This window comes from Rhodopseudomonas sp. BR0G17, assembly GCF_010907025.1.
In the GTDB taxonomy this organism is placed as follows: domain Bacteria; phylum Pseudomonadota; class Alphaproteobacteria; order Rhizobiales; family Xanthobacteraceae; genus Rhodopseudomonas; species Rhodopseudomonas palustris_H.
In genome coordinates this window covers 13548-38569 of record NZ_QUML01000017.1, presented here as the reverse complement: position 1 = coordinate 38569, position 25022 = coordinate 13548, and the positions used below count along the sequence as shown (strand labels likewise).

General features: G+C 65.1%; 22 protein-coding genes. 8 read left to right on the top strand and 14 right to left on the bottom strand.

Annotation, left to right across the window (positions count from 1 at the left end):
* Nucleotides 1–20 precede the first annotated feature (20 nt).
* From DY467_RS14665 to DY467_RS14640, 6 genes are all read left to right on the top strand, one after another.
* Nucleotides 21–1610 (top strand): ABC transporter substrate-binding protein, encoded by a 1590-nt coding sequence (locus DY467_RS14665; protein ID WP_164637057.1) that lies wholly within the window; start codon nt 21–23, stop codon nt 1608–1610.
* Nucleotides 1607–2629 (top strand): ABC transporter permease, encoded by a 1023-nt coding sequence (locus DY467_RS14660; protein ID WP_107344249.1) that lies wholly within the window; start codon nt 1607–1609, stop codon nt 2627–2629. Before DY467_RS14665 ends, DY467_RS14660 begins: the two co-directional genes overlap by 4 nt.
* A gap of 12 nt (nt 2630–2641) precedes the next feature.
* A complete protein-coding gene (locus DY467_RS14655; protein WP_107344251.1) occupies nt 2642–3481 on the top strand; it encodes an ABC transporter permease in 840 nt (279 codons plus the stop codon).
* Nucleotides 3478–5136 carry an ABC transporter ATP-binding protein gene (locus DY467_RS14650; protein WP_164637054.1) on the top strand — a complete coding sequence of 553 codons (1659 nt, stop codon included), beginning with the start codon at nt 3478–3480 and terminating at the stop codon, nt 5134–5136. The genes DY467_RS14655 and DY467_RS14650 overlap by 4 nt, the downstream gene beginning before the upstream one ends.
* Nucleotides 5137–5213: 77 nt before the next feature.
* A complete protein-coding gene (gene ggt, locus DY467_RS14645) occupies nt 5214–6791 on the top strand; it encodes a gamma-glutamyltransferase (protein ID WP_164637052.1) in 1578 nt (525 codons plus the stop codon).
* A 375-nt stretch (nt 6792–7166) separates the two neighbouring features.
* A complete protein-coding gene (locus DY467_RS14640; RefSeq protein ID WP_164637050.1) occupies nt 7167–8243 on the top strand; it encodes a thermonuclease family protein in 1077 nt (358 codons plus the stop codon).
* Between the two features lie 35 nt (nt 8244–8278).
* Here the strand turns inward: DY467_RS14640 and DY467_RS14635 are convergent, their stop codons facing one another.
* The 6 genes from DY467_RS14635 to DY467_RS14610 form a co-directional block, all read right to left on the bottom strand.
* Nucleotides 8279–10381, bottom strand: coding sequence for a heavy metal translocating P-type ATPase (locus tag DY467_RS14635; protein WP_164637047.1), 2103 nt, complete (start codon nt 10379–10381; stop codon nt 8279–8281).
* A complete protein-coding gene (locus tag DY467_RS14630; protein WP_107344263.1) occupies nt 10378–10716 on the bottom strand; it encodes a hypothetical protein in 339 nt (112 codons plus the stop codon). Before DY467_RS14630 ends, DY467_RS14635 begins: the two co-directional genes overlap by 4 nt.
* Nucleotides 10709–11050 (bottom strand): hypothetical protein, encoded by a 342-nt coding sequence (locus DY467_RS14625; protein WP_164637045.1) that lies wholly within the window; start codon nt 11048–11050, stop codon nt 10709–10711. Before DY467_RS14625 ends, DY467_RS14630 begins: the two co-directional genes overlap by 8 nt.
* The gene (locus DY467_RS14620; RefSeq protein ID WP_349627642.1) at nt 11037–11309 is read right to left on the bottom strand and encodes a hypothetical protein; all 273 of its coding nucleotides are present in this window, start codon (nt 11307–11309) and stop codon (nt 11037–11039) included. Before DY467_RS14620 ends, DY467_RS14625 begins: the two co-directional genes overlap by 14 nt.
* A 68-nt stretch (nt 11310–11377) precedes the next feature.
* Nucleotides 11378–11710, bottom strand: coding sequence for an HMA2 domain-containing protein (locus DY467_RS14615; protein WP_164637040.1), 333 nt, complete (start codon nt 11708–11710; stop codon nt 11378–11380).
* Nucleotides 11711–11717: 7 nt separating this feature from the next.
* On the bottom strand, nt 11718–12218 hold the full coding sequence (locus DY467_RS14610; protein ID WP_164637038.1) for a hypothetical protein: 501 nt from the start codon (nt 12216–12218) through the stop codon (nt 11718–11720).
* Between the two features lie 497 nt (nt 12219–12715).
* Between DY467_RS14610 and irrA the strand changes: the two genes are divergently transcribed.
* Nucleotides 12716–13207, top strand: a complete 492-nt coding sequence (gene irrA, locus DY467_RS14605; protein ID WP_107346569.1) for an iron response transcriptional regulator IrrA — start codon at nt 12716–12718, stop codon at nt 13205–13207.
* Between the two features lie 129 nt (nt 13208–13336).
* On the opposite strand, the gene DY467_RS14600 is transcribed toward irrA, so the two are convergent.
* From DY467_RS14600 to DY467_RS14590, 3 genes are all read right to left on the bottom strand, one after another.
* Nucleotides 13337–14710, bottom strand: coding sequence for an FAD-dependent oxidoreductase (locus DY467_RS14600; RefSeq protein ID WP_164637035.1), 1374 nt, complete (start codon nt 14708–14710; stop codon nt 13337–13339).
* 51 nt (nt 14711–14761) lie between these two features.
* Entirely contained in the window at nt 14762–16441 is a 1680-nt protein-coding gene (gene ilvD, locus DY467_RS14595) for a dihydroxy-acid dehydratase (protein WP_164637032.1), read from the bottom strand.
* Between the two features lie 64 nt (nt 16442–16505).
* On the bottom strand, nt 16506–17813 hold the full coding sequence (locus tag DY467_RS14590) for an MFS transporter (RefSeq protein ID WP_164637030.1): 1308 nt from the start codon (nt 17811–17813) through the stop codon (nt 16506–16508).
* A 408-nt stretch (nt 17814–18221) separates the two neighbouring features.
* Here DY467_RS14590 and DY467_RS14585 point away from each other — a divergent pair, with 408 nt between their 5' ends.
* Nucleotides 18222–18899 carry a GntR family transcriptional regulator gene (locus DY467_RS14585; RefSeq protein WP_164637029.1) on the top strand — a complete coding sequence of 226 codons (678 nt, stop codon included), beginning with the start codon at nt 18222–18224 and terminating at the stop codon, nt 18897–18899.
* 38 nt (nt 18900–18937) lie between these two features.
* Here the strand turns inward: DY467_RS14585 and DY467_RS14580 are convergent, their stop codons facing one another.
* The 5 genes from DY467_RS14580 to DY467_RS14560 all read right to left on the bottom strand — a co-directional run bounded on the left by DY467_RS14580 (nt 18938) and on the right by DY467_RS14560 (nt 24935).
* Nucleotides 18938–19558 carry a dimethylsulfonioproprionate lyase family protein gene (locus DY467_RS14580; RefSeq protein WP_164637027.1) on the bottom strand — a complete coding sequence of 207 codons (621 nt, stop codon included), beginning with the start codon at nt 19556–19558 and terminating at the stop codon, nt 18938–18940.
* Nucleotides 19559–20569, bottom strand: a complete 1011-nt coding sequence (locus DY467_RS14575) for a class I SAM-dependent methyltransferase (RefSeq protein WP_164637024.1) — start codon at nt 20567–20569, stop codon at nt 19559–19561. It abuts the gene before it with no gap.
* 243 nt (nt 20570–20812) lie between these two features.
* Entirely contained in the window at nt 20813–21988 is a 1176-nt protein-coding gene (locus DY467_RS14570) for a hypothetical protein (protein ID WP_164637021.1), read from the bottom strand.
* 20 nt (nt 21989–22008) lie between these two features.
* Nucleotides 22009–23400, bottom strand: a complete 1392-nt coding sequence (locus DY467_RS14565) for a nitrogenase component 1 (RefSeq protein ID WP_164637018.1) — start codon at nt 23398–23400, stop codon at nt 22009–22011.
* On the bottom strand, nt 23400–24935 hold the full coding sequence (locus DY467_RS14560) for a nitrogenase component 1 (RefSeq protein WP_107355442.1): 1536 nt from the start codon (nt 24933–24935) through the stop codon (nt 23400–23402). The genes DY467_RS14565 and DY467_RS14560 overlap by 1 nt, the downstream gene beginning before the upstream one ends.
* Nucleotides 24936–25022 lie beyond the last annotated feature (87 nt).

Here is a 25022-nt window from a genome sequence, read left to right as displayed (position 1 = left end):
CTCGTAACGCGGGGGCTAGCATGAACAGACGTGAATTCGCCAAACTGGGCCTGATGGCCGGCGCACTCGGCATCGGCGGCATCCCGCTCGGCATCACGCGGGCCGTGGGACAAACCCGCGGCGGCACGCTCAACACCATCATTCAGCCGGAACCGCCGATCCTGGTCACCGCGCTCAACCAGCAGCAGCCGACGCTGACGCTGGGCGGCAAGATCTACGAGAGTCTGCTGCGCTACGATTTCGACCTCAAACCGCTGCCGGGCCTGGCGCAGTCCTGGGAAGTATCGCCCGACAAGCTGACCTACACGTTCAAGCTGTTTCCCAACATCACCTTCCACGACGGCACGCCGCTGACGTCGGAAGACGTGGTGTTCTCGGTGATGAAGATTCTGATCGAGAACCACGCGCGCGCCCGCAACACCTTCTCGCGCATCGACAAGGCCGAGGCGCCGGATCCGCTCACGGTGGTCTTCACTCTGAAGAAGCCGTTCGCGCCGTTCCTGACCGCGTTCGACTGCACCACGGCGCCGATCGTGCCGAAGCATATCTATGACGGCACCGATTATCGCAAGAACCCGGCCAACGCGAAGGCGATCGGCTCCGGCCCGTTCAAGCTGAAGGAATGGGTGCGCGGTTCGCACGTCCATCTGGTCCGGCACGAGGGCTATTATCGTCCGGGAGAGCCGTTCCTTGACGAGATCATCTATCGGGTGATCCCGGATTCCGCGTCGCGCTCGGTGGCTCTGGAGCAGGGGACGGTTCAGCTCACGCAGTGGACCGACGTCGAACTGTTCGAGGTGCCGCGGCTGTCGAAGCTGCCCAACCTGACGATGACCACCAAGGGCTACGAATTCTTCGCGCCGCATACCTGGCTGGAGATCAACAACCGCATCGCACCGATGAACGACAAGCGGTTCCGGCAGGCGGTGATGTATGCGATCGACCGCAAGGCGCTGCTGAACCGGATCTATTTCGGCCTCGGCAAGGTCGCCACCGGCCCGGTGTCGTCGAAGACCAAGTTCTACGAGAAGAACGTCAAGGCCTACGACTTCTCGCCCGAGAAGGCGAAGGCGTTGCTCGACGAAATGGGGCTGAAGCCTGGCTCCGACGGCAAGCGCGTGACGATTCCTTTCATGGTGTCGCCCTATGGTGAAACCCATCAGCGGACCGCCGAATTCCTGCGGCAGTCGCTCGCTCGCGTCGGCATCGATCTGCAGTTGCAGGGCATCGATGTCGGCGGCTGGGCCGAGAAGTTCAGCAACTGGGACTTCTCGATGACCACGACGACGGTCTATCAGTTCGGCGATCCGGCGCTCGGCGTGTCGCGGAGCTACGTCTCGTCGAATATCCGCAAGGGCATCCTGTTCTCCAACACCTGCGGCTATTCCAATCCGGAAGTCGACCGGCTGTTCGAAGAAGCCGCGACCGCGACGTCCGACGACACGCGCCAGGAGCTGTACAGCCAGGTCCAGAAGATCATGGTCGAGGAGGTGCCGGTCGCCTGGCTGCTCGAGATCGAATATCCGAACTTCATGGACAAGCGGCTGAAGAACGTGGTGACGTCGGCGATCGGCGTGCACGACACCTTCGGCACGGTTTCGTTCGGATGATGGCGCTGGCGCAGTCGATCGGCAGCAGCCGCGGTGTGGCGATCGCTTTGGCGGTCGTCCGCTGGGCCGTCCGCTTCGTCGCGGTGGTCCTGGTGATCGCCACTTTCAACTTCATGCTGGTGCATGCGGCGCCCGGTGACCCCGCGCAGGTGATGGCCGGGCAGAGCGGGGCGGCCGACGAGCAGATGCTGACCAAGCTGCGTGCCGAATACGGCCTCGATCAGCCGTACCCGGTGCAGCTCGCGATCTACTTGAAACGGATCGTGACGCTGGACCTCGGCTATTCCTATCGGCAGCAGCGCACTGTGCTGTCGCTGATCGCTGAGCGCCTGCCGGCGACGCTGCTGCTCACCTGCAGCGCGTTCCTGCTGTCGCTCGCGGTCGGCGTTTCGCTCGGCACACTCGCCGGTGTCCGCGCCGGCAAATGGTCGGATACGGCGCTGACCGTGGTGTCGCTGTTCCTGTACGCGATGCCGGTGTTCTGGCTCGGCCTGATGCTGGTGCTGCTGTTCTCGGTGCACCTCGATTGGCTGCCGGCGTTCGGCTACGTCACCATCGGCGTGCAGATGACGCCGTTCGAACGGATCCGGGACATTGCCGCGCACCTCGTTTTGCCGGTGGTCTCGCTCGGCGCCGTGCATCTGGCGATCTATGCGCGGTTGATGCGCTCCGCGGTGATCGACGTCGCGCACCAGGATTTCATCAAGACGGCGCGCGCCAAGGGGCTGAAGCGCGGCCAGATCATTATTCGCCACATGCTGCGCAATGCCGTGCTGCCGGTCGTCACCGTCGCCGGCATGCAGGCCGGTACGCTGGTTGGCGGCGCGGTGGTGATCGAAACCGTATTCGCCTGGCCAGGTCTGGGCCGGCTCACCTTCGATGCGGTGCTGCAGCGGGACTATCCGCTGATGCTCGGCATCTTCCTGGTGATGTCGGTGATCGTCATCTCGCTGAATCTGATCACTGACGCGATCTACCGGATCGTCGATCCGCGCGTCTCCTTGCGTGCAGCGGCCTAAGCGGAGGTTGGGATGGAAAGGCTGAAGACGTTCCTGCGCCACCCGACCGGAGTGATCGGGCTGATCATTCTGATCGCCGTGGTGATCCTGGCGATCTGTGCGCCGATGCTGTTTCCGGACGACCCTTGGGAGATGGTTGCGGCGCCGTTCCAGCCGCCGGCCAGCGAGGGATTGCCGCTTGGCTCGGACATGCTCGGACGCAACGTCGCGGCGGGCATTGCGTACGGCGCGCGGGTATCGCTGACGATCGGCGTTGCCTCGACGCTCGCAGCGCTGTGCATCGGCGTGACGATCGGCGCGATCGCCGGCTATTTCGGCGGCCGGGTCGATGATTTCATGATGCGGCTGACCGAGCTGTTCCAGACCATCCCCGGCTTCATCCTCGCCATCCTGCTGGTGGCGACGATCGGACCGACGCTGACCAACGTCATCATTTCGATCGGCGCGGTGAGCTGGCCTCCGCTGGCGCGGCTGACGCGGGCCGAATTCATGCGGCTGCGTGGCCGCGAGTTCGTGCAGGCGGCCGTCTGTCAGGGACAGGCACCGTTGATTGTGGCGCTGCGTCACATCCTGCCCAACGCGATCTCGCCGATCATCGTCACCGGCTCGCTGACGATCGCCACCGCGATCCTGATCGAGAGCGCGCTGAGCTTCATGGGGCTCGGCGATCCCAACCTGATGTCGTGGGGCCTGATGATCGGCGCCTCGCGCACGGTGATCCGTCAGGCGTGGTGGATGAGCGTGTTTCCCGGCATCGCCATCCTGCTCACCGTGCTGGCGATCAATCTGGTCGGCGAAGGCCTCAACGACATGCTCAACCCGCGCATCGCGCGAAAGGTGCGCAACGCATGAGCGACGATATCCTGCTGTCCGTCGAGCATCTGTCGGTCGAGCTGCCGCATGGCGGCGATCGCAGCCACGCCGTCTCGGACGTATCGCTGAGCGTCCGTCGCAACGAGATCGTCTGTCTGGTCGGGGAGTCCGGCTCGGGCAAGTCGATCACCGCGCATGCGGTGTTGCAGTTGCTGCCGCCGAGCCTGGAGATCGGCGGCGGCGCCGTCCGGTTCTGCGGCGATGATCTCGCCCATGCGGACGAGGACACGATGCGCCGTCTGCGCGGCGGCGCGATCTCGATGATTTTTCAGGAGCCGCTGAGCGCGCTCAATCCGCTGGCGCGGGTCGGTCATCAGATTGCCGAGGCGATCCTGGTGCATGCCGCGCCGCGGCCGAGCCGTTCCGAACTCGATGCCCGGGTGCTGGAGCTGATCGCCGCGGTCGGCCTGCCGGACCCTGCAACCCTGGTGCGTAGCTATCCGTTCCAGCTCTCCGGTGGCCAGCGCCAGCGGGTGATGATCGCGATGGCGATGGCCAACAATCCGGCGCTGCTGCTCGCCGACGAACCCACCACCGCGCTGGACGTCACCACGCAGAAGCAGATCCTCGCGCTGATCCGGCGGCTGCAGGCCGAGCGCGGCATGGGCGTGTTGTTTATCACCCATGATTTCGGCGTGGTCGCCGATATCGCGGACCGCGTCGTGGTAATGCGCAACGGCCGCGTGGTCGAGCAGGGCACCGTCGACGAGGTGCTGCGGCGGCCGAAGGACGACTACACAAAGGCGCTGATCGCCGCGGTGCCGGGGTCGCGTCCGGCCGCAGCCGGCGATCGCGGCATCGACGGCGAGCCGCTACTTGACGCGCATGGACTGAACAAGACCTTCGTGACCGGGCAGGGGATGTTCCGGCCTGATCGAACGGTGGTGGCGGTGCGCGACGTCGCACTCAGTCTGCGGCCGCGCGAGACCGTCGCCGTCGTTGGCGAGTCCGGCTCGGGCAAATCGACGCTCGGCCGCATCATCATGCGCCTGATCGAGCCCGACACCGGGGCGATCGAATTCGCAGGTGCGGATTTCCTGCAGCTTCGCGGCGAACAGCTTCGCGCGATGCGCCGCAAGGTGCAGATCGTGTTTCAAGATCCGTTTGCAGCACTTGATCCCCGCCAGAAGGTCGGCGATGCGATTGCGCGCGGTCCGATGGCCTATGGTGTGCCACCCGCTGAGGCGATGGCCGACGCCAAGCGCCTGCTGGCGCGGGTCGGCCTCGAGGCCAGCGCGGCCGGGCGCTACCCGCACGAGTTCTCCGGCGGTCAGCGCCAGCGCATCTGCATCGCGCGCGCCCTGGCGCTGAAGCCGATGGTGCTGGTCGCTGACGAGGCGGTGTCGGCGCTCGACGTGTCTGTGCAGGCGCAAATCCTCGACCTGCTGGCGGAGCTGCGCGAGGAAATGAACCTTGCCATGCTGTTCATCACCCACGATCTGCGGGTCGCGGCGGAGATTGCCGACCGCATCGTGGTGATGCGCCGCGGCGAAATCGTCGAGCAGGGTGATACCAAATCGGTGTTCACCTCGCCGCAGCACCCCTACACTCGGGCGCTGCTGGACGCCATTCCAGGCCGCAGCCTGTTCGCGGGCCCCGAGGCGGCGGCGACGCTGGACGCGATGACGGCATAATCGCGCGTTTGTGTCTGCGGGCAGCGGAGCTTGCTGGCAGACAAAACCGCGATCACGAATCCAACAGGGAACCAAGCATGCGCGATTTTCACAAGACCGGCCGCTCGCTCGCGGTCGCGCAGAACGGCATGGCGGCGACGTCGCATCCGCGCGCGACCCTGGCGGCGATCGACATTCTGCGCCGCGGCGGCAATGCGATCGACGCCGCTGTGGCCGCAGTCGCGATCCAGGGTGTGGTCGAGCCGCAGATGACCGGCATCGGTGGTGATTGTTTCGCGCTGGTGTCGCTGGGCGGCGGCCGGCCGATCGCGCTGAACGGCTCCGGCCGCACTCCGGCCGGTACCGATGCCGAGAAGTATGCTGGCGGCGAGGCCCGGGACATTCCGCCGACGTCGCCCGAGGCCGTTACCATTCCGGGCGCGATCGATGCGTGGTGTACGTTGATCGAACGCCACGGCAGCCTGCCGCTGGCAGACGTGCTGGCGCCGGCGATCGAAGCTGCGGAGCAGGGCTTCTGCGTCACGCCGCGCGTTGCTTCCGACTGGCGCCGGTTTCGCGCGCGCATTGAAATCGATCCGAACGCAGCGGCGCAGTTTCTGCCCGGCGGCCGCGTCCCTGAGATCGGCGATGTCCGCGCCCAACCGCGGCTCGGCGCGACGCTGCGCAAGATCGCGCGCGAGGGGCGGGCCGGGCTCTATGAGGGCGAAGTTGCCGAAGAGATGGTCGCGGTGCTGCGGAAGCTCGGCGGCGCGCACAGCATGAATGATTTCGCGGCGCATCGCTGCGAGCATGTGACGCCGATCTCAGCCGATTATCGCGGCTTCACAGTGATGGAATGTCCGCCGAACGGGCAGGGGCTCGCGGCGCTGATGATCCTGCGTGTGCTCGAAGGCTTCGACGTCGGCAAGCTGAACGACGCCGACCGGATTCATCTGCTCGCAGAGGCGACCAAGGCGGCTTATGCGACCCGTGATGCGTATTTCTGCGATCCGGCGATCACTCCGCTCGAGCCTGCGCGATTCTTGTCGGACGCCGTGATCGGCAAGATCCGTCAGAGCATCAGGATGGATCGCGCCGGTGAGGCGCAGCCGTGGCTCGACACCGAACATCGCGACACGGTCTATGTCACCGTGGTCGACCGCGATCTCAACGCGGTGTCGCTGATCAACTCGATCTTCTCGCCGTTCGGCAGCGGTATCTACGCGCCGAACTCGGGCGTGCTGCTGCACAATCGCGGCTGGAGCTTCCGCGCCAAGCCCGGCCATCCCAACTCGCTCGCGCCCAGCAAGCGGCCGATGCATACGATCATTCCCGGCATGCTGATGCAGGGCGATCAGGCTGTGATGCCGTTCGGCGTGATGGGCGGCCACTATCAGGCAGCGGGGCACGCCAACTTCATCTCCAACGTGTTGGACTTCGGCCTCGACATCCAGGCTGCGGCCGAGCGCCCGCGCAGCTTCTGCTTCGACGGCGCGCTGTCGCTGGAAACCACGATCGGCCAGGACATCCACGACGAGATGCAGCGCCGCGGCCACACCGTGCGTTGGACCGAGGAAGCAATCGGCGGCTGCCAGGCGATCCGTATCGATCGTGCGCGCGGCGTCCTGCTCGGCGCTTCCGATCACCGCAAGGACGGCGTGGCACTCGGCTACTAAGACCGCCGGACGCGGAAAGCACGATGGATCGAGCCTGATGGTACCGGCTCGATCCCCTGAGGCGAAGGTTGGCGTTCTCTCGGCGCACAGCAGTCCATGCATTCCGCGGTCGCCAGGTTCCGTGGCCGGATGCGCCTTAAGCGCCAGGCGCAGCCCCTTCATCTCCGACGATGTCCGCCCCGACGAGCCGCCGGATAGGCCCAGAATCCCCTCGATCCAATTTTCGCCCAGAAGGGCGGCGAATTCTGCCCGGACACTGGCGCGGGCAAGGCCGTTTTGCGCCCGGCAGCAGAGGTGGCATGGCTCCTGATCGGGGGCGGCGGCTTCAATCGCCGGGCGCCTATGCTAAGCCGCGCCACCGGAGAATGGGTTGGAATGCGATTCTTCTCGAAAATGACGATCGGCATGGCGGCCGTAGCCACGATCGCGCTCGCCTCCACTGGGGCGTATGCGCGGGGTTGGGACACCGTGCACCGCTTCGTGCATAAGACAGGCAAGTGCGGTGCGGGCAAAGAAGTCCTGGCGTCGCTGTATACGGTCGGTTCGCGGACGAGCAGCGGCGAGCCAATGAAACATGACGGCTTGACCGCAGCCTCCCACGAATATCCGCTCGGCACCACCGTCGTGGTCACCAATCCGGCGAACGGCCGAAGCTGCAGCATTCGGGTCAACGACCGCGGCCCTTACGGCAAGCCGCGCGATCTCGGCGTGAAGATCGACTTCACCCTCGGCTCAGCCCGGTGTCTCGGCATGCGGGGGACGCAGTATGTCTGTCTGCCGGGCGAGGAGCCGATCGAGATCGCCGGCATGGCGCTGGTGATCGACGGCAACACGGTCGAGATCAGCGGCACGAAAATTCGGCTGCAAGGGATCGACGCGCCGGAGACCGACCAGCTGTGCGTCGATGAGAAGGGCACCGGCTGGACCTGCGGCCTTGCCGCACGCGATGAACTCGCCAAGCGCTTCGGCGACAAGCCATGGACCTGCCAGGTCGCGGGTCATGACAAATACGGCCGGTCGCTCGGAAGCTGCGCGGTGAATGCGGAGAGCGTTGAAGAGTGGATGGTACGCTCCGGCTGGGCCGTCTCGCTCGTGCGCTCGGCACGCACCTATGAGGCCTCCGAGGTCATCGCCCGGGACGCGCAATCCGGCCTGTGGTCAGGCGCGTTCATCATGCCATCGGATTGGCGGAATCGAAACCAGAAGACCACCATCGTCGGGGCTGCCAACGTCCCGAGCAGCGCCCTGGAAATCCTGCGCGGCGCAGCCTCAGTTGCCGAAGCGCCGTCGCCGGAATGTGCCATCAAAGGCACTATCGCCAAGGGCGGCCAATGCACTTACCAGCAGCCAGGCAGTCAACTGTACGCGAAGCTGAAGATGGGCCCGAGTAAGCGCTGGTTCTGCAGCGTCAAGGAAGCTGAGACGGCGGGGTGCCGGGCTGTCAAAAAGTGAGCCGTCCCTAAGGTCGGCTTGTCTTGTTTGTGGGCTTAGCGGTCGCCAACTCGGGGCGCTGCAACCCTCGGCAGTGTATTCCTGAGGGCGTTCAGCAGAATTCCGATCGTCGTGCCGTTGTGCAGGACGGCGGTGGTGATCGGGGCCAGCACGCCCATCGCTGCGAGCCCGAGGATCGTGGTGTTGAGGCCGACTGTCAGTTTGTAGTTGCTGGCGATCCGCGCCATGGCGCGATTGGCGAGCTCCTTGGCGTCGGCGACGCGATCGACGCCGTCTTCGAGCAGGGCGATGTCCGCCGTGAGCCGGGCAATATCGGCGCCCTTGTGCATGGCGATCCCGACATGGGCGCCGGCCAGCGCCGGCGCGTCGTTGATGCCGTCGCCGACGAACGCGATCTTAGCGCCCTGGGCGTTGAGGTCGGCAATGATCGCGGCCTTGTCGGTCGGCAGCAGCTCGGCATGAAAGCCGTCGAGCCCGAGCTCTTGCACCATTTCGGCCGCGCGGTCGCGGTGATCGCCGGTCAGCAGCAGGATGCGTTTGGCGCCGGCGCGGCGCAGGCGTGCGATGGTCGCAGCGCTGGTCGGGCGGATGGTGTCTTTCAGTCCGAGGACGCCGAGCAGACGGCCGCCGAAGCCGATGAACAGTAGCGTCTTGCCTTCGCGATACAGGCGATCGATTGGGTCTCGATGCAGCGAGATATCGATGCCTTCGTCCTCTTCGACGAAATGGCGCGAGCCGACGACGATACGCTCACCGGCGATCACGCTGGCGACGCCGTGGGCCACGATGAACTCCACCTCCGCATGGTCGAAATGGTGGCCGTGCCGGGCCTTGGCGGCGTTCACGACCGCTAGCGCGAGGGGATGGAAGTAGTGCTCTTCGACCGAGGCGGCGAGACAAATCAGGTCGTCAGCGCTGTAGGCGGAGTCGAAGGTGATCGAGTCCGTCACCTCCAAAGTTCCGCTGGTGAGCGTCCCGGTTTTGTCGAAGATGAAGGTGTCGGCCTGTGCAAGGCGTTCCAGCGCGCTTGCACCCTTGACCAGAATGCCGATCCGGCCGGCGTGATACATCGCGGATTTGAACGCGACCGGCGTCGCCAATTTCAGCGCGCAGGAATAGTCCGCCTGCAGCACCGAGGCGGCAGAGCGCCAGTCGCCGGTGAGCAGCACGGAGAAACCGGCGAGCTTGAGCACGGTGGGAACGAGTCGATCGGCGAGGCGGGCGGCTTCGATCTGTGCCTCGCTCTTGGCAGTCAGCGACTGTTCGACATAGTCGGCGATCCGTGCGGCGGCGGTCCGGCGGCCGACCTGCTCGGCATAGATCGTCAGGCGGCCATCCTCCAGCATGGTGCCGGACAGAACCTTGCAGCCGCGGCTCTTGACCACCGGCGCGCTCTCGCCGGTCATGGCTGCCTCATTGACGGTGGCTTCGCCCGACAGAACGGTTCCATCGACCGGAACGACCGCACCGGCGCCGACCACCACGGTATCACCGGCCGTCACCTCGTCGGCGGAAATCTGTACTTCGACGCCGTCGCGCAGAACCCAGACGCCGTCGCTAGTCGGGCGCAGCAGATGCTTGAGCAGATCATCGGAACGGCGCGCGATGGAGTCTTCAATCGCTTCGCCAAGCGCCAGGATGAACGTCGTGGTGTTGGCGGCGACGAAGTCGGAGCGCGCCAACGAGATCGACACCGCCATCGCCTCCAGCACGTGGCTGGTGACGCCATGGGTTCGAAGATCGGCCGCCGCATGACGCAGCAACGGCAGCGCGGCGGCGAGGCTGACCGGAAGGCGGGCCTGCATCGGCAGCGTGCTCGTCCCGAGCAGGACGGCGAGCGTCGCGGCGACGTCCGAACCGCCGTCGTCACTTCGCGGATTTGCGCCGGCCTCCGACGCCTCAAGGCCCGCGATGGTCGCGACGATGGTGTCGGCGTCGGTGCGGGCCGGATCGAAACACACGATCAGCGACGCAGCGCGTGGATTGACGCGCGCCGAGGTCACGCCGTCGATCAACCTGGCGATGCCGGCGAGCAGAGCAGGGTCGGTCGTCTCGGAGCGGCGCTGATAGCGCAGGCGGATGCGGCCGGGCAGGCGGTGAACGATCTCGACTGCCGACAGCCACCGGTTATCGGTCATACGGTGCCGCTCTGCTCGGCCTCGACTTCCGCGCTGAGGTCAGCAAACTGTTCCTTCAGTTCGGCGACGCTTCCCATCATGTTGGCGTAGGCCTTGATCGCGCCCTTGAACAGCTTGCTACGTAGTTCCTCTTCGGAGAGGACGTAGGCAGCGAGGCCGCCGATCAGCAGGCCGAGCAGAAACTGCTCGTTGCGGCCCTTGGGGAGCAGCCCGCCGAGATTGCCGAGCATGCCTTGCCGCGGGCGGTTGCCGGCGAGGGTGAGTTGGCCGGCGAGCAACTGCTCGATTTCGCGACGCTTCAGGCCCTTGCCGCGCTTTCCCTTCTTCTTAGCCAAGTCCAATCTCCTCGGATGTTTCGGTCGCGACCGCCAATTCGGTCGCCAAGAGAGTTTCCAGAGCCAGGGCGCCGAGCGCCCCGCCAGCGAGCGCGCTGACCGCGCCGAAATAGTCCTGATCGCGCATGCTTTCGGCGACAGCTGCGCCGGCCGCCAGCGCCACGCCGCCCTGCAACGCCTGGCGCAGCAGTTTGCGACCATGAGGCTTGCCTGATGTGCGGCTGTCCTGGATCGCGGCGAGCAGGCCTGCGGCGATCATGCCGCGGGTGAAGTTGGTGGCGATTTCCCCGACAGCGAGCGGCGCCGCGCGCTGCTTCGCTTTACGCTTTTTCATTCGGGGCAGTCTCGTCGGCGGACTGGGTTGGTGCCGCGTCGGTTGTCGCTGCGTTCGGCGCAGCGTCTGTCGCTGCTTCGCTGCTATCCGCGGTGGTGGACAGCTTCGATCGGAGCGCGGCGCTGGATTTCTCGACGGCGCTGAGGCCGGAGACGGTCGCTTCGCGGAGTTCCTCGCCGGCCTTATCCAGTCCGCTGCGGGCTTTCTGAGCGAACGACTTAACGGCTTCCGGCGCTTTGGACTGCTTCAGCAGATGCACGCCGACGACACCGACAAGGATACCGGATGCAAATCGCAGAAGTGGGAGCATGATGAATTCCTTCCGAACTATGAGCTGGCCAGCAGGCCGTGCAGATTGTTGCGCAGCCTTTCGCCCTCCGGCGTCACGTCGCCGGAGACGAAGTCGCGCCAGGCGGCGGGCGGGATTCCGCGCGGGTCGTATTCGACTACGCAGGATCGCGCGAGCGGGTTCAGGCTGATCGAGCGGATGCCGTCCATCTTCGCCAGCGCTTTGCCGAACCGCTTCGCTTCGTCCGCCATCGCGATCAGCTCGCCGTCGAGCGGGACCTTCAGTTTGAGGCGGATGCGACCGGGCAGGTGGTGCGCAATCTCGAGATGATGCGTGAAGCGCAGAAGGCCTGCGGCGGAAGGATCGGACACGGAGAACCTAACGGAATGTGCGGCGCCAATGCACCGCGAGGTGGGTGAGGGTCGCCGCGATGGCGACGATGCCCATCTGAGCGTGGAGTTTGCGGCTGACGCCGAGCGCCGCGACGGTGCCGGCCATGCCGGCGAGGGCGCCGACTTTGGCGACGCGATTGATCGTCGACCGGGTCTGCGCCCGGCGCCGCAATTGCTCGATCGGGTCGTCGGAGGTGGCTGCAGCCTCTACATCGGCGGTTGGTGAATCTGGTGCCCCGGCCGGCGCCATCGTAGCCCACACCCCTGCGACCTCGGCACGGATTCGCGCCTCCATCGCTGTGTCGGCCGGATCGTAGCGCAGCAGGAACGAGCCGATGGCTGGATCGCCATCGACCGCCACCAGCGTGCGCAACCGTGCGTCGAGCGCAGCATAGCGGGAGCGATCTCGCAGCATGCGATGCCGCAACCGAATCCGCCCCGGCAGGACCGAGACGAATGCAGAAGTGTGATCGTTCGGGCGGGTCATCGCCGCACCAGACCCTGCCGGCTGGCGTGCTTGGTTGCGGTGTGGCGCGGTAAGAAGGCGTTTGGTGCGATTGATGGGAGGCGAGAGGGGCGCCCGCTCTGGCCGCGTGCGCAATCGGAGACGCAGGGGCCATCGAAGGCGAAATCGGATCGACAGCTGGCAGTCAAAGGCGCTCCTTCGCGTCACCCAGGTTTAGAGTTTGCCAACCTCGATCGTCTGCAAAAGCGCCGATGAGGTTGCGTAGTGCGGTATCTCTGTAGTGAGTATGTTGCTTGTGACTATTAGTCTGGATCGTAAAAGTCGGCACTTTCCTTGATGCGCGTCAAATACGGAGGTGCTGCGGTCCAGCGGACGAATACAATTGGTACCAGGATGATCCGCGGGAGGCGGCGCGCTGCGATCATCGGCGAATGCGACCCGTTTCCAAGATTTGACTGCGGTCAATTCGCAAAAGCGAATTGTTCCCTATGGTGATCTTCGAAACGAGGATTCTCAGAGTGAATTTCAGACCCGACAGCCGCCGCTTTGACTCGGCCGACATCCGGCCGGTCGACATCAATCAGCTTGCCCCGGAGCCCGCGCGGCCCTGTGCGGTCGACCTGCTGCAAACAGTAGGCCTGCGCCCCACGGCTCAGCGCCTGGTTCTGACGCAGCTTCTGTTCGGGAGCGGCGACCGCCATGTCACCGCGGAAATGCTGTACGAGGAGGCGTCAGGCGCTTCGGTCCAGATCTCACTCGCGACGGTGTACAACACCCTCAATCACTTCGCCGAACTCGGCTTGGTGCGCCGTGTCAGCGTCGATGGCAGCAAGACCTATTTCGACACCAACATCAGTGACCACCATCACGTCTATCTGGAGAATCGGCACGAGCTGATCGATATCCCGGCCTCGCTGATTCAGCTCGGCGAGCTGCCTCAAATTCCCGAGGGCTACGAGGTCAGCCGCGTCGATCTGGTGGTGCGCCTCCGGCGGAAGGGGCGGGGCTAGACTAGGATTGTCAGCGTCCTTTGCTTCGCCCGCCTAACTTAGCAATCGGCGTCGAGCTGTGCGGAGGTCTTGAACTCGCCAGCACGAAACGTGAGCACGAACGGCTCACGTTTCATTATCACCGAGTTATCAAAGAGCGCTGCCGGCTTTCTTCATCCGCTCGGCAATCGCAGCCGGCTCGAGCAGATGCAGCGGAGTGTCGTCCGAGATCGAAAGGGCTGCGGCAACGCCGGCAGCGTGGCCATATTCGAAGCACTGAGCAGTGACGCGCGCGGAGGCGAGAGCTTCGTGTTCGGCCGACAGGCAGCGGCCCGCAACGACGATGTTTTCGCCGGAAGCAGGGACGAGCGCTCCAAACGGGACATCGTAGTAGTCGTCGAGCAGCCAGTGCAGCTTCGGCTTGTCACCGGCGTGCAGCTCGATCGGCCAGGGTGAGCGGCAGATCGAATCCGGCCGTTTGGTCCCCGCTACGACGTCCTCGTTCGTCAAAGTCTGAAGGCCTTCGATGGAGCGGGTCTGCCGAACGCCGCACTCCACCCCGGTATCGATGACGAAGCTGCGTTCACAGCCCTTCACGTGAGCCGATAGAAACCTTGCGTACTCCCGAACCTGGCGGCGTCCATCGATCTCAGCAACGGTCCAATCCTCCGGATTGATGACGTTGAGCATCGATCCGTCACGCGCCGACAGCCGGGTTGCGTTGACGAGCAGTTCGCCGGGCTGCGTGGTTGGAAAGATCCAGATCTTCTTCCGGGGAAGATCGTAGTTCCTTCGATCGGCCGCTGTGAGCGCCTCCACGATCTCCGGCGGAGAGATCGTGTCTTCGCCCCAATGTTCGACGAAACGGTCAACGTCGACGCCGCCGAGGCGGAAGAACATTGTCGGGTTCTGAATGCGGCCCTGATCGCCGAACCGCCACGGGTGACCGGCGCGGGCGACGACAGCGGCATCTCCGGATGCGTCGATCGTGCGTTTGGCAAGGATCACCGAGCGGCCGGCATTGGACTCGATCACCACGCCGAGGTGGCGATTGCCGTCCATGATCACCGCGACCACGACGGTGTGGAACAGCACCCTGACGCCAGAGACCGTCAGCAGGGTATCGGCAGTCTCACGCCATTTGAGAGGATCGTGGGTGACGACGTACGTCTTGCCGTACTTCTGCGGCGGGGTGACGCCGCCCCGTCTGGCGAGCTCGGATCTGAAGCGTTCGGAAAACCCGAAGACGACCTGCTTCGGCTTGCTCTGTTCGCTAGCCAGAAACAGACCGCAGATCGTCCCCGATAGTCCTGCAACGGCTGCGCCGCCGCAGAATCCGTAGCGCTCGACCAGGATGGTCGAGCAATTGGACTCTGCCGCAACGGTGGCCGCAGCAACGCCGGATGCGCCGCCGCCGACGACGAGAACATCGATCTCCGCAAGACACGGGAGCGATCTGGCCTCATCAAGGGAGATCTGGTGCCGGATTTCCCAAGCCGGAATGTTGACGCATGTGGAGTCCATCAAAATAACCTCGCGTGTGACTAGCGGCTCGGGGCGTGCGCGGCTGCGCTATCAGCGACGGCTTCGATCACCGAGCACGGCTCCCTTCGAGAGCGGCTGGACGAGCTGGGCGTATTGCGCGAGCCAGCCATATTCGGCCGGCAGCGTCTGCGGTTTCCATTCGGCTAGTCTGGTCGCGAGTTCCTTTTCGGTGATCATGAGCTCGATCGTTTCGGCGGTCAGATCGATCGCGATACGGTCGCCGTCAGCCACCACGGCGAGCGGGCCGCCTTCGGCAGCCTCCGGCATGATCTGGCCAACAGTGATACCGGAGTTGAGACCCGACAACTCACCGTCAGTCAGAACGGCGACGCCGCTCGACAGGCCGGCGCCGACCAGGGCCGCCATGAACGAGCACGCGAACACCGTGCCCGGGCCGCCCTTCGGACCCATGTGCCGGAGGATGATGGCCTGTCCCTTTTGAATTGAGCCGTCGCTGAGGCCGGCGATCGCCTTGTCCTCGTCTTCGAAAACCTTCGCTACGCCCTCGAACCGGCGGACGGAGGCCGGGACGGCGGACAGCTTCACCACCGCGCCGTCCGGCGCGAGATTGCCGCGGATGATGATGAGGCCGGGTTCGTTGCGGAACGGGTTCGATAGCGGCCGGATCACGCGTTCGTCCGGCGCGGGCGCTTCGGCGAGATTTTCTCCGAGGGTCTTTCCGGTGACCGTCATCGTAGAGAGGTCGAGCTTGCTGGCAAGCTGCTTCATCGCGCCTCGCACGCCACCTGCAGCGTCCAGCATCTCGATCCGATGCGGACCGTTGGGACGCACTTGCGTGATCTGAACCGCGTCCTTCGACAGAGCCTCGTATTCTGCCACGACGTCCATCTCGATGCGGCTTTCGATGGCGATCGCCGTCAGATGCCGCACCGTGTTGACGGAAAGCCCCAGCGCTTGCGCGATCCGAATTCCGTTCTGGATCGACGCCTTGGTCAGGATCTGCCGTGGCCTCAGATCTTGTTGAATGAGCCGCACGATGGCATGGCCGACTTGTACCGCGTAGTCGGACAGCCGCTCGCTTCCAGCCCGGATCGGCGCATTGCCGGGCAGGGCCATGCCGAGCGCCTCAGCGAGGCAATGCATGGAATTGGCTGTTGCGAGACCGGCGCAAACGCCGGGTCCCTTGATCGCGGCGCAGGACATGTCGGTCAGATCCTGCAGGCTGATCTGGCCCGACTTGTAGGTTCCGACGCCGTTGTAGAGGTCTTCGATATCGACGTCTTTGCCGCCGCAATGGCCGCCGAGTTGATAGCCGCAGGCCAACACGATCGACGGAATGTTCAAGCGACCAGCGGCCATCAATTGGCCCGGCGTGGTCTTGTCGCAGGAGGCGAGCAAGACCATGCCGTCCAATTCCGCGCCTTCGACCTGGACCTCGACGTCGTTCACGAGGAGATCGCGGGACGGCATCAGGTAGCGCGCTTTGCGGCCCGCGGAGGTGACGAAATCAGACGGGGCAACGGTGCGGATTTCAAACGGGAGCCCGCCGGCGTCGCGGATCGCCTGCTGCACTTTCCGAGAGATCTCGTCCAAGTGCTGATAACAGACCGAGAGCCCGCTGGATGAATTGACCACCGCGATCTTGGGCTTGTGGAAATCCTCTTCCTTGATGCCCATCGCCAGCCATTGCGCGCGACGCACGGCCCACCGGGTCGAACCCGGCTCGAAGTTGCTTCTGAGTTCGTTCATCGGTCAATCTCCAAAGATGCGGGAGCAATGAGCGTTCCGGCGCGGCGCCGGAACGCTCTTCGACTTATCCGAGTTTCTTGCTGACGGTTTCCGGCCCAAGCTTCAGGCCGATCAAAGTGATGATGCCGAGCACCCACATATAGGCGACGATCGGCCACCAATGATGGGCCCATGCGGCAAGCGCCGTGGCGATGAAAGGGGCGACGCCGCCGGCGAGCAACGAGCCGAGCTCTCGCGAGAAGGCGAAGCCCGAGAGCCGGAACTGGGTGTCGAACAGTTCGGCGTACCAGGAGGCCTGCGGCGCGAGCATCGCTGGATAAGCAATGCCGAGGCCGATGCCAAATCCCAGGATGATGGCGGCGGTCGCGCCGGTGTCGAGCAGCAGGAAGAACGGCACCAGCCAAGCCATCGAAAGCAGCGCTCCGGCAACATACACCGTCTTGCGGCCAAGCCGGTCGGACAGCACGCCGAAGAACGGGATGGTGGCGACCTGGATCATCGAAGCGATAATGACAGCCCACAGCGCGGTCGAGCGTGGCTGTCCAAGCGTTGTGATCACATAGGAGACGCAGAACACCGGATAGAGATAGGCAAAGCCGTTCTCTCCCATACGCGTCAGAAGCACGATGACGAAGCTGCGCGGGTTGCGTTTGATCGACGTGAACAGGCCAATCTTCTCGGTCTTCGCCTGCTCGACGGCACGTTCATAGACCGGCGGCTCCTCGACACCGCGCCGAATGAAGTAACCGACCAGCACGCACACGCCGCCGAACAGGAAGGGAATGCGCCACCCCCACTGCAAGAACTGGTCTTCGGGCATCGAGGCAATGACAGAGAAGAACACGGCGTTGGCGAGCAAAGTTGCCAGCGCAAAGCCCATCGGAGCCCAGGCGCCTGCAGCGCCGCGCTTACCCTCCTGAGCGTGTTCGACGGACAGCACCACCGCGCCGGCGTACTCACCGCCTGCGCCGAAACCCTGCAGCAGGCGCAATCCGACAAGCAGGATCGGCGCCCAGATTCCAATTTGCGCGTAGGACGGCAGACAACCCAGCAGGAACGTGGCGGCGCCCATGATCACGAGCGTGAGCACGAGAACGCGCTTTCTGCCGTATCGGTCGCCGAGGTAGCCGAGATACAGGCCGCCCAAGGGGCGGGCGAGGAAGCCGACCGCGTAGGTCGCAAACACGGCCAGCGTTCCGACGTACGGATCTGTCGAGGGGAAAAAGACCTTGTTCAGGACGACGGCTGCGGCCGTTCCGTAGATGATGAAGTCGTACCACTCCAGCACCGTGCCGATCAGAGCGGCCCACGCCGCCCGGCGGGATTTCTGGTTTCCGCCGACCGCGCGTTGGTCCTGTAAAACCTCAGCCATGGATGTTTCCCCGTTTTCAACGAATTATAGCCTCATCGACGATTGATATATCGATGATATATGCTGATATATTACAAGTATGGCAGTAGAGTCCAGCGGCTTGAAGCTGAAGGCCGCGGTTTTGCGCACGCGTGAAATCGGGATGGGGTAGGGGGACGAGGCGGTGGAACTGACAATGAGCGCGGGCCGAAACGGCCTTCCGACGAGAGGCTCGGTCCACCGTCCGCATCCATGAACGTGCCGCCGTATGCGGGCGATGTTCATCCGGTCAGCGATCCGGCGTCCGCCGATGATCGGCTCTGCGCCAGAGCGAGCCCGCGAACGCAGTCCCTCGGATGCCGAAGACGATGGCCTCGGCTCTCTTGCAGGCCAAGTTTAAGCGACAGATTTCTACCGGACAGCAGATAGATGCCCGAGCACACCAATAAGTCTGAGCAGGTTTACGACGTGATCGAGAGAATGATCACGTTTCAAGAATTGAAGCCTGGCCAAATGGTCAGCGAAGTGACGTTGATGGAGGCGACGGGTTTCGGCCGCACGCCTGTGCGCGAAGCGCTGCAGCGTCTCGCTTGGGAGCGGATGGTCGAGATTCATCCGCGGAAGGGAGCCTTCATTCCGTTGATCTCGGTCGAGGTCCAACTCAAGCTGCTCGAATTGCGCAGAGTCGTCGAAGAATTTGCGGTGCGAACCTGTGTTCATCGCGCCACCTCCGTTCAGAAGCGGATGATGCTCGAATTGGCGCGGGAGTTTGATGAGGTCGCAAAATCCGACGACATCGTTCTGTACGGCGATCTGCTTAAGCGGGTGCATCAGATCATCGTTGCGGCGGCGCAGAACGAATATCTGACCTCCAGTATGGCTCCGCTTCAGGGGCTGTCGCGACGGTTCTGGTTCGCCAATATTTCAGATCGCCCCACAGAGTTGATGGTGGCGTCCGAGAAGCATTCGGCGACGCTGAGAGCGATCAACCAGGGCGACGAGCAGGCCGCAGCCGCCGCATCGCTCGCGCTGAACGATTACCTCACCGATTTTGCGTACCGCACTCTCCGCGGAGCCGATGCCAGGATCGCACTCAAGCAGCGATGAGCCTTGCCTGTTTTGGCGGCGATCCTTCCCGCGAGCTGTCACACCCACCGCGACGGCGTATCGACGTCGCCGGTCCATGAGTAGATCGCCAGCAGCGGCTCGTCGTCGGCGCGCATCGCGTGGACGACGTCGCTGGCGTGCAGGACGGCATCGCCGGGCCGGCGCGGTGCGGTGTCGGTGGCGACCGTCCAGTGCGGATGGCCGACCACGATCCGATACAGCTCGACCGCGGGATGACGGTGCGGCGGGTAGTAAGTTCGCGGGCCGATCAAGGTGAGGCCGAAGCAGACCTCGCGGCTGACGATCGGCGCCAGCGGGCCGATCAGCTCGGCCCAGCCCATGGCGCCTTCGAGGCCAGGCGCATCGTCGCGCGGCGTGTAGCCGTAACGCCAGGGGAGCTGCTGCGCGATCGGGCGGAGGGCGGCTGCGACCTCCGGCGCTGTGGCTTCGGCAAGATCGAGCACCGCCGGCAGGTGCTGCGTCAACGGATGGTGCGTCGGCTGCAGCGCCGCAGCCTCCGCCGGGGCCGCGGCGAGCAGCGCCTCGACACGGCGGATCTCGGCCCTGGCCGCGTCATCGGCTCCGTTCGGATCGGCGAAGCAACGCCGCAGCGCTGCGACCAGCGATCGCAGCTGGCCGGCTTCATCGGAGACGGTCATTCAGCGCAGGCCCGATTGCAGCACCACGTAGGTGTGGCCGATCCGCAGACCGTTGCGATGCGCCTCCCAGGCCGCCACCGCGCCGAGCTCTTCGCCGGCGAGACTGGCCTCGATCGTCGCGGCATTGGCGCCGGCCTCGCCGGGATCGAGATCTGCGAACGCAGCCTCCAGCGCATCCGCGGCATAGAACCGGAACGGGCCGAGGCCTTGGCGTTCCCAATTCGCGTAGGTGGAGATGACGTCGTCGGCGTCGGCCTGCACTTTCCAGCCATAGGTGAGGACGCGCGGCACCAGCCCGGCGGCGCGCGACATCTGCGCCAGAATGTCGAGCGGCACACGCGCGCCGACCGTCGACAGCACGACGCCGTCCGGCGTCAGCGCGTCGCGCGCCTGCACCAGCGCGAGGTAGTGCATCGTCAGCAGCCAGTCGGTGATGAAGGCCGGGATGTCTTCGCTGCGCGGCGCAAGGAAAGCGGCGCTGGTCTTGTCAGCTTCGATTTTGCGGCTGTCGTCGACCGGCAGATTAGGCAGGTTCTCGTAGATCACGTCGAACTTCACGCCCGCGGAAGCGAGCGGAATGAGAAGGTCGCCCGCGCCCGCGTGCAACGTGATGGCCGCGTCGGGGCGGACATTGCCGCGCACGTTGCGCGCCGCGGTGGCGACCACCTCGTCGAACAGGTCGGTGATGCCGACGATCTCGGCGCCGAGCAATTCGATCGCCGCCAGGGCATCGACGCCGGAGCCGGTGCCGATCGAGGCGAATGCGCGCGGCGGTGTGGCGCGGTTGCGCGCGAGCACCCGGAACGCCGGTGCGGCGACGCTCGCCACCCAGTCGCGCTTGAGGTCGTTCAGGTCGGGTAGATAAGCACGGTCGGCGAGTTCGATCTCGACCTCGTCCTTGATCCGCCGAAGGGGCGTCGTGCCGAGATACCGGCGGGCATCGAAGCGCAGCTTGGGCGCTGCTTCAGGAGCGGGGGCCGATGTTCGGCCGGTGTTCAGTGCCGTCGCCATATTGTCACTCGCAGTCGGATTGTGGATTCGGTGTCGATCGAATGACTCAGGCAAGGTGTCAATGCGCCACTGACGGTCGTCGATGATGGCAACACTCATACGTCAAGGTTGCCAGCAGGAGTTTTCCTTGTCGGCAGCGAAGCGAGAATGCCATTCGCCTCCGCGACGCAAGCATGGTTGATCATGTGCGTTCGCCGCTGGCTCTCGAGAACGGGCCGAGGTCCGAGTCTCACCGATGCGCTATCAATGGCACAGACCGTAGCCGCCAGCGATGATTGCCTGGACCGGCGCAGCGCCGATCGCGATCGACGTCGTGCGCTGGCGCAGATGGGTGTCGATCACCGCGACCGTTCCCTGATCCTCGATCGGCAAGTAGAGCTTATCGCCGTCGGGTGTGACCACGCCGGTACCCGGCACGCCTTCGAGAGCGATCGAGCCTGCGGCCTTGCGGCGCTCGAGGTCGAAGATCAGCAGCTTGCGCGCGGCGGGCGCCGGCACGAACGCCACCGTATCGAACCAGGCTGCATAAGCTGTCGATGCCGCGGCCGGCAGCGTGACGCCGCCCGGCTGCAGCGGCTCCGACGGCAGGATCGACAGCGTGCCCGCATGCTGATCGATCGCCAGCAACTGGATGCCGGTGCCGGTTGCGAACAGAACGGGATGATCGGAGGTGGGCACGCTCGCCAGGACCTGCCGCGAACGCAGATCGAGGTGCAGCACGCGGCGCGGAGTCTCGGCCGTCAGCGCAAAGCCTTCGCGGCCGTTCGGCGCGCGCAGCAGCGCGTGTAGCGACGGCCCCTCGACCGGCGGAACAGGCTGCGCGGTCGCGATGTCATACGTCGATAGACCGCCGACGCTCGCAGCTGCCACCAGGAGGGATGAGCTATCGCCGGAGAAGATCGCCTCGCGGATCTCACGCGGGCCGTCGATCCGGCTGCGTTCGCGGCCGTCGGTGCCGTCGAGCAGCACGATTGTGCCGCGCGCATCGTCGAACGCAGCCAGTCGCTGCCCATCGGGGCTGATCCGCAGCCGCGACGGGATGAATGGCAGCGGCACGTCGCGGCGGCTCTGCGCTGCTAGATCGACACTGACGAGACGTGGACTGCGCAGGTCGATTGCGGCCAGGCGGCCGCCGCGCTGGGAGATCTGCAGCTCGCGCGGTTCAAGACCGAGTTCGAGCGTGCCGGTCACGGTCTCGGAATCGACATCGATCGCATCGAGTGCGGCAACGCCGCGCCGCGCGACGAAGATCGTGCGCCGGTAGTCACGGTAAGCCTCGGCACGAGCAGTGGCGGCGGCGAGCAGCGATGCCGCGCCAACCAGCGCTGTTCCAAAAAGACGCCGACGGGTAATGCCGGCACGGGAGCGTGCTCCGGCGGGCTTCGTTGGATCGTATGGCGGGTGGGAATTGAACGTCACGATGTCTCGTCGGGAAGAGCTCAGGCGCTACGGCTGATCGCTGTGGTGTAGATGCGCTCGATCAAAGTGAGCGCGCCGCGATAGCCGGCGTAGCCGCGCGACAGCACGACTTCGTAGGAGGCCGGGAAACCGACTTCGAGAATGAAGCCGCGCAGCTCCTTGGCGAGATCGCGCTCCCAGGTGGTGCCGAAGATCAGCGGCGGCTTGCGGCCGAAATCGGCGCTGCGGAGTGCGGTATGCACCGCGTAGCTATCTTCGGCGAACACCGGTTCGATGCCGACGTCGTGGTCGAGCTTGGCGAACGCCGCGCGGATCGCGTCGCGGTGCTCGGGCGGTGTGTTGTCGGTGATCACCACGGAGGCCGGCACCAGGCCGAGCTGACGGACCGCGAAACTGCTCAGCGACAGCGTGGTGGCGGCATCGCCGACGGCGGCGAACCGCGCCGGCAGGCCCCATCGATACTGCGAATAGAACTCCGAGAACGCCTCGATGTAGCCGTAGTAGTCGCGCTCTTCCGCAGCGATGAAAGCGCCGGCCTGCGAGTCCGGAATGCCGGCAAAGGCGGCGACCTGGCGGAGGAATTCGGAGGTCTGCCGGCCGCCGATCGGCGGCACGGGCAGGTGAAGATACGGCTGGCCGTATTTGCTTTCCAGATGCTGCGCGGTGGCGAGGCCGAGCCAGGGCGATGCCACCAGATTAAACTGCGCCCGCGGGATTGCGCGCCATTCCGACACGCCGGCCGAGCCGGGCCCGAACAGCACGTTAACGCGCAGCCCGATGCCTTGCAGCAGCCGCTTCAATTCGGCGAGATCGCCGCGCCAGAATGGGTCCTGGTAGGGCAGCGGCGCCCACAGATTGACGAGGCCGTGTTCCCGCGGCCCTGCATCCGCGCTGGTGAACTGGTCGATGATGGCGCGGGTCACGACCTCGTGGCCGGTGTAGTTATTGCCCCGGAAGCCGCCGGTGCCGGCATAGACCACGGGCGCGCCCTTGGCCTGGAATTCCTTGACCACGGCCGGCACGTCGTCGCCGATCAGATCCGGGATGCAGCCGGTGAGCACGACGAACAGATCTGCTTCCATCAGCTCCAGCGTGTGGCTGATCAGCTCGCGGAGCCGCTCTTCGCCGCCGAAGATCACTTCGCGCTGGGTGGCGTTGGTGCTCGGCGCGACGCCGAGACCGCCCCAGCCGCCTCCCTGGTAAGCGTTGTTGAAGGCGAGCGCGCCGCATTGCTTGTCGGCGCAGCCCGGGCCGCAATGGGTGATCGGAATCGCGCGCGGGATCGCCGCCACGGTCTGCATCGCACCGAGCGCGCAGGCGTAGCGGACCTGCTCGATCGGGCCTTCTTCGGGGACGTCGGCAACGACAGGGACAGGACCGGAGCGACGGACTTGAAGCGGGGTGATGGTCATCAGACGCGGCTTCCGGCGGCTTGCGGGGCGTTCTGCCGGGCGAGCAGATAGGGATCGGCCTGATCCAGCCACCATTGCTTGTAGGGCAGGCTGGTATGACCGGCCAGATCCTGGTGGAATTTGCGCTGCGCCAGCGCATCGACGATCTCCTCGCCGAGATCGATCATGCCCTGATAGCCGATCGCCGTCGAAGCATCGCCGAGCGCGATCGCCGGCACGCCGAGGCGCGAGGCGAGGCCGGCGAGGCCCCCGTGGCGGATGATGATGAAGTCCGGATCGGAGCGCTTCAGCAGATTGTAGAACTGATACGGCTGGCGATTGGAGATGCTGAAGTGCTCGACGTCGCCATAGGCGTCGATCATGTGACCAAGCGAGTCCTGGCGGACGTCGTGGCTGTCATAGACCGGGTCGTGATGGAACACGAGCGAGCCGGGCACCTCGACGCCGAGCTCACGCAGCACGCCGATCACGCCGTGAGCATAGGCCGCGCCCATCGCCACGTAGCCGCGCACGCCCTTGAGCCGTTCGCGCAGCCGCTCGATCTGTGGGCGGACGCGGGCGTGCTCGCGAGCGATGTAGGCTTCGGCCAGCTCCTCCCGGTGGGTGGCTTTCGCGAGCGCGCGCAGCCAGGCGTCGGTGCCGGCGAAGCCATAAGGCTGCGGCGCCTTGATCTCCTGCACGCCGTATTGCTGCTCCAGCGCAGCGCCGAGATAACCGCCGACCGAATAGCAGAAGGTGGCCGATGCGGCGGCTTCTGAGGCGCGGGCGATCTCGTCGACCGACGCGACGGTGAGGATGTTGTTGGCTTCGAGCCCCAGCTCCGCGAGCATCGGCGTGAACACGTCGCTGCCCCACAGCACGATGATGTTGACGAGGTTGTCCTGCCGCGGGCCCGGCTTGGGCTTGACGACGTGGCGCAGCACGCCGTGCTGGATCGCGTCGAATCCCGAGCTCCAATGCTTCGACTTGAAGCCCTCACAATACATTGCCACCACCGGGACGCCGAGCTCGTCCTCGCAATCGCGCACCACGCTCTCGACGTCGTCGCCGATGATGCCGGTAGCGCAGGAGGTGGCGACGAACACCGCTTTGGGCTGGTGCCGCTCGACCGCGGCCTTGATGGTGGCGCGCAGCTTCTCGGCGCCGCCATAGATCATGTCGCGCTCGATCAGGTTGCTCGACAGGCCGGTGACGTTGCGCGGAGCCAGGCCGCGCCGCATCAGGCCGTTGCGGAAGAACGCATTGCTGTTGATGTGACCGGCGGCGCAACCGATCGGGGAATGCTGCACCAGCACTGCGTCGCGAACGTTGCTGGCTTGGCTTTCAGCAATCTGCTCGGAGCAGGTCGAGCCTTGCGAGAACGGCGACTCCAATTCGCAGATGCGCTGGCCCTTGCCGCCGCATCCGGGGCCGCAATCGCCGCGGGAGAAGGCCGACTCGTGGGCAAGGCGGGAGGCGGGGCCATCCCATGAAGTAATGGTACCAAGACGCTGCTCGCGGGTCTCGGCGGACGGACTACGAAGATTAATGGCCATCGGCGCGCAACGCCTTCAAAGAACGAAACTGTGAGGATGATCAGTTGCGCGCGAAGATGGCCATGAGGACGCGCTGTTCGCAAGCGC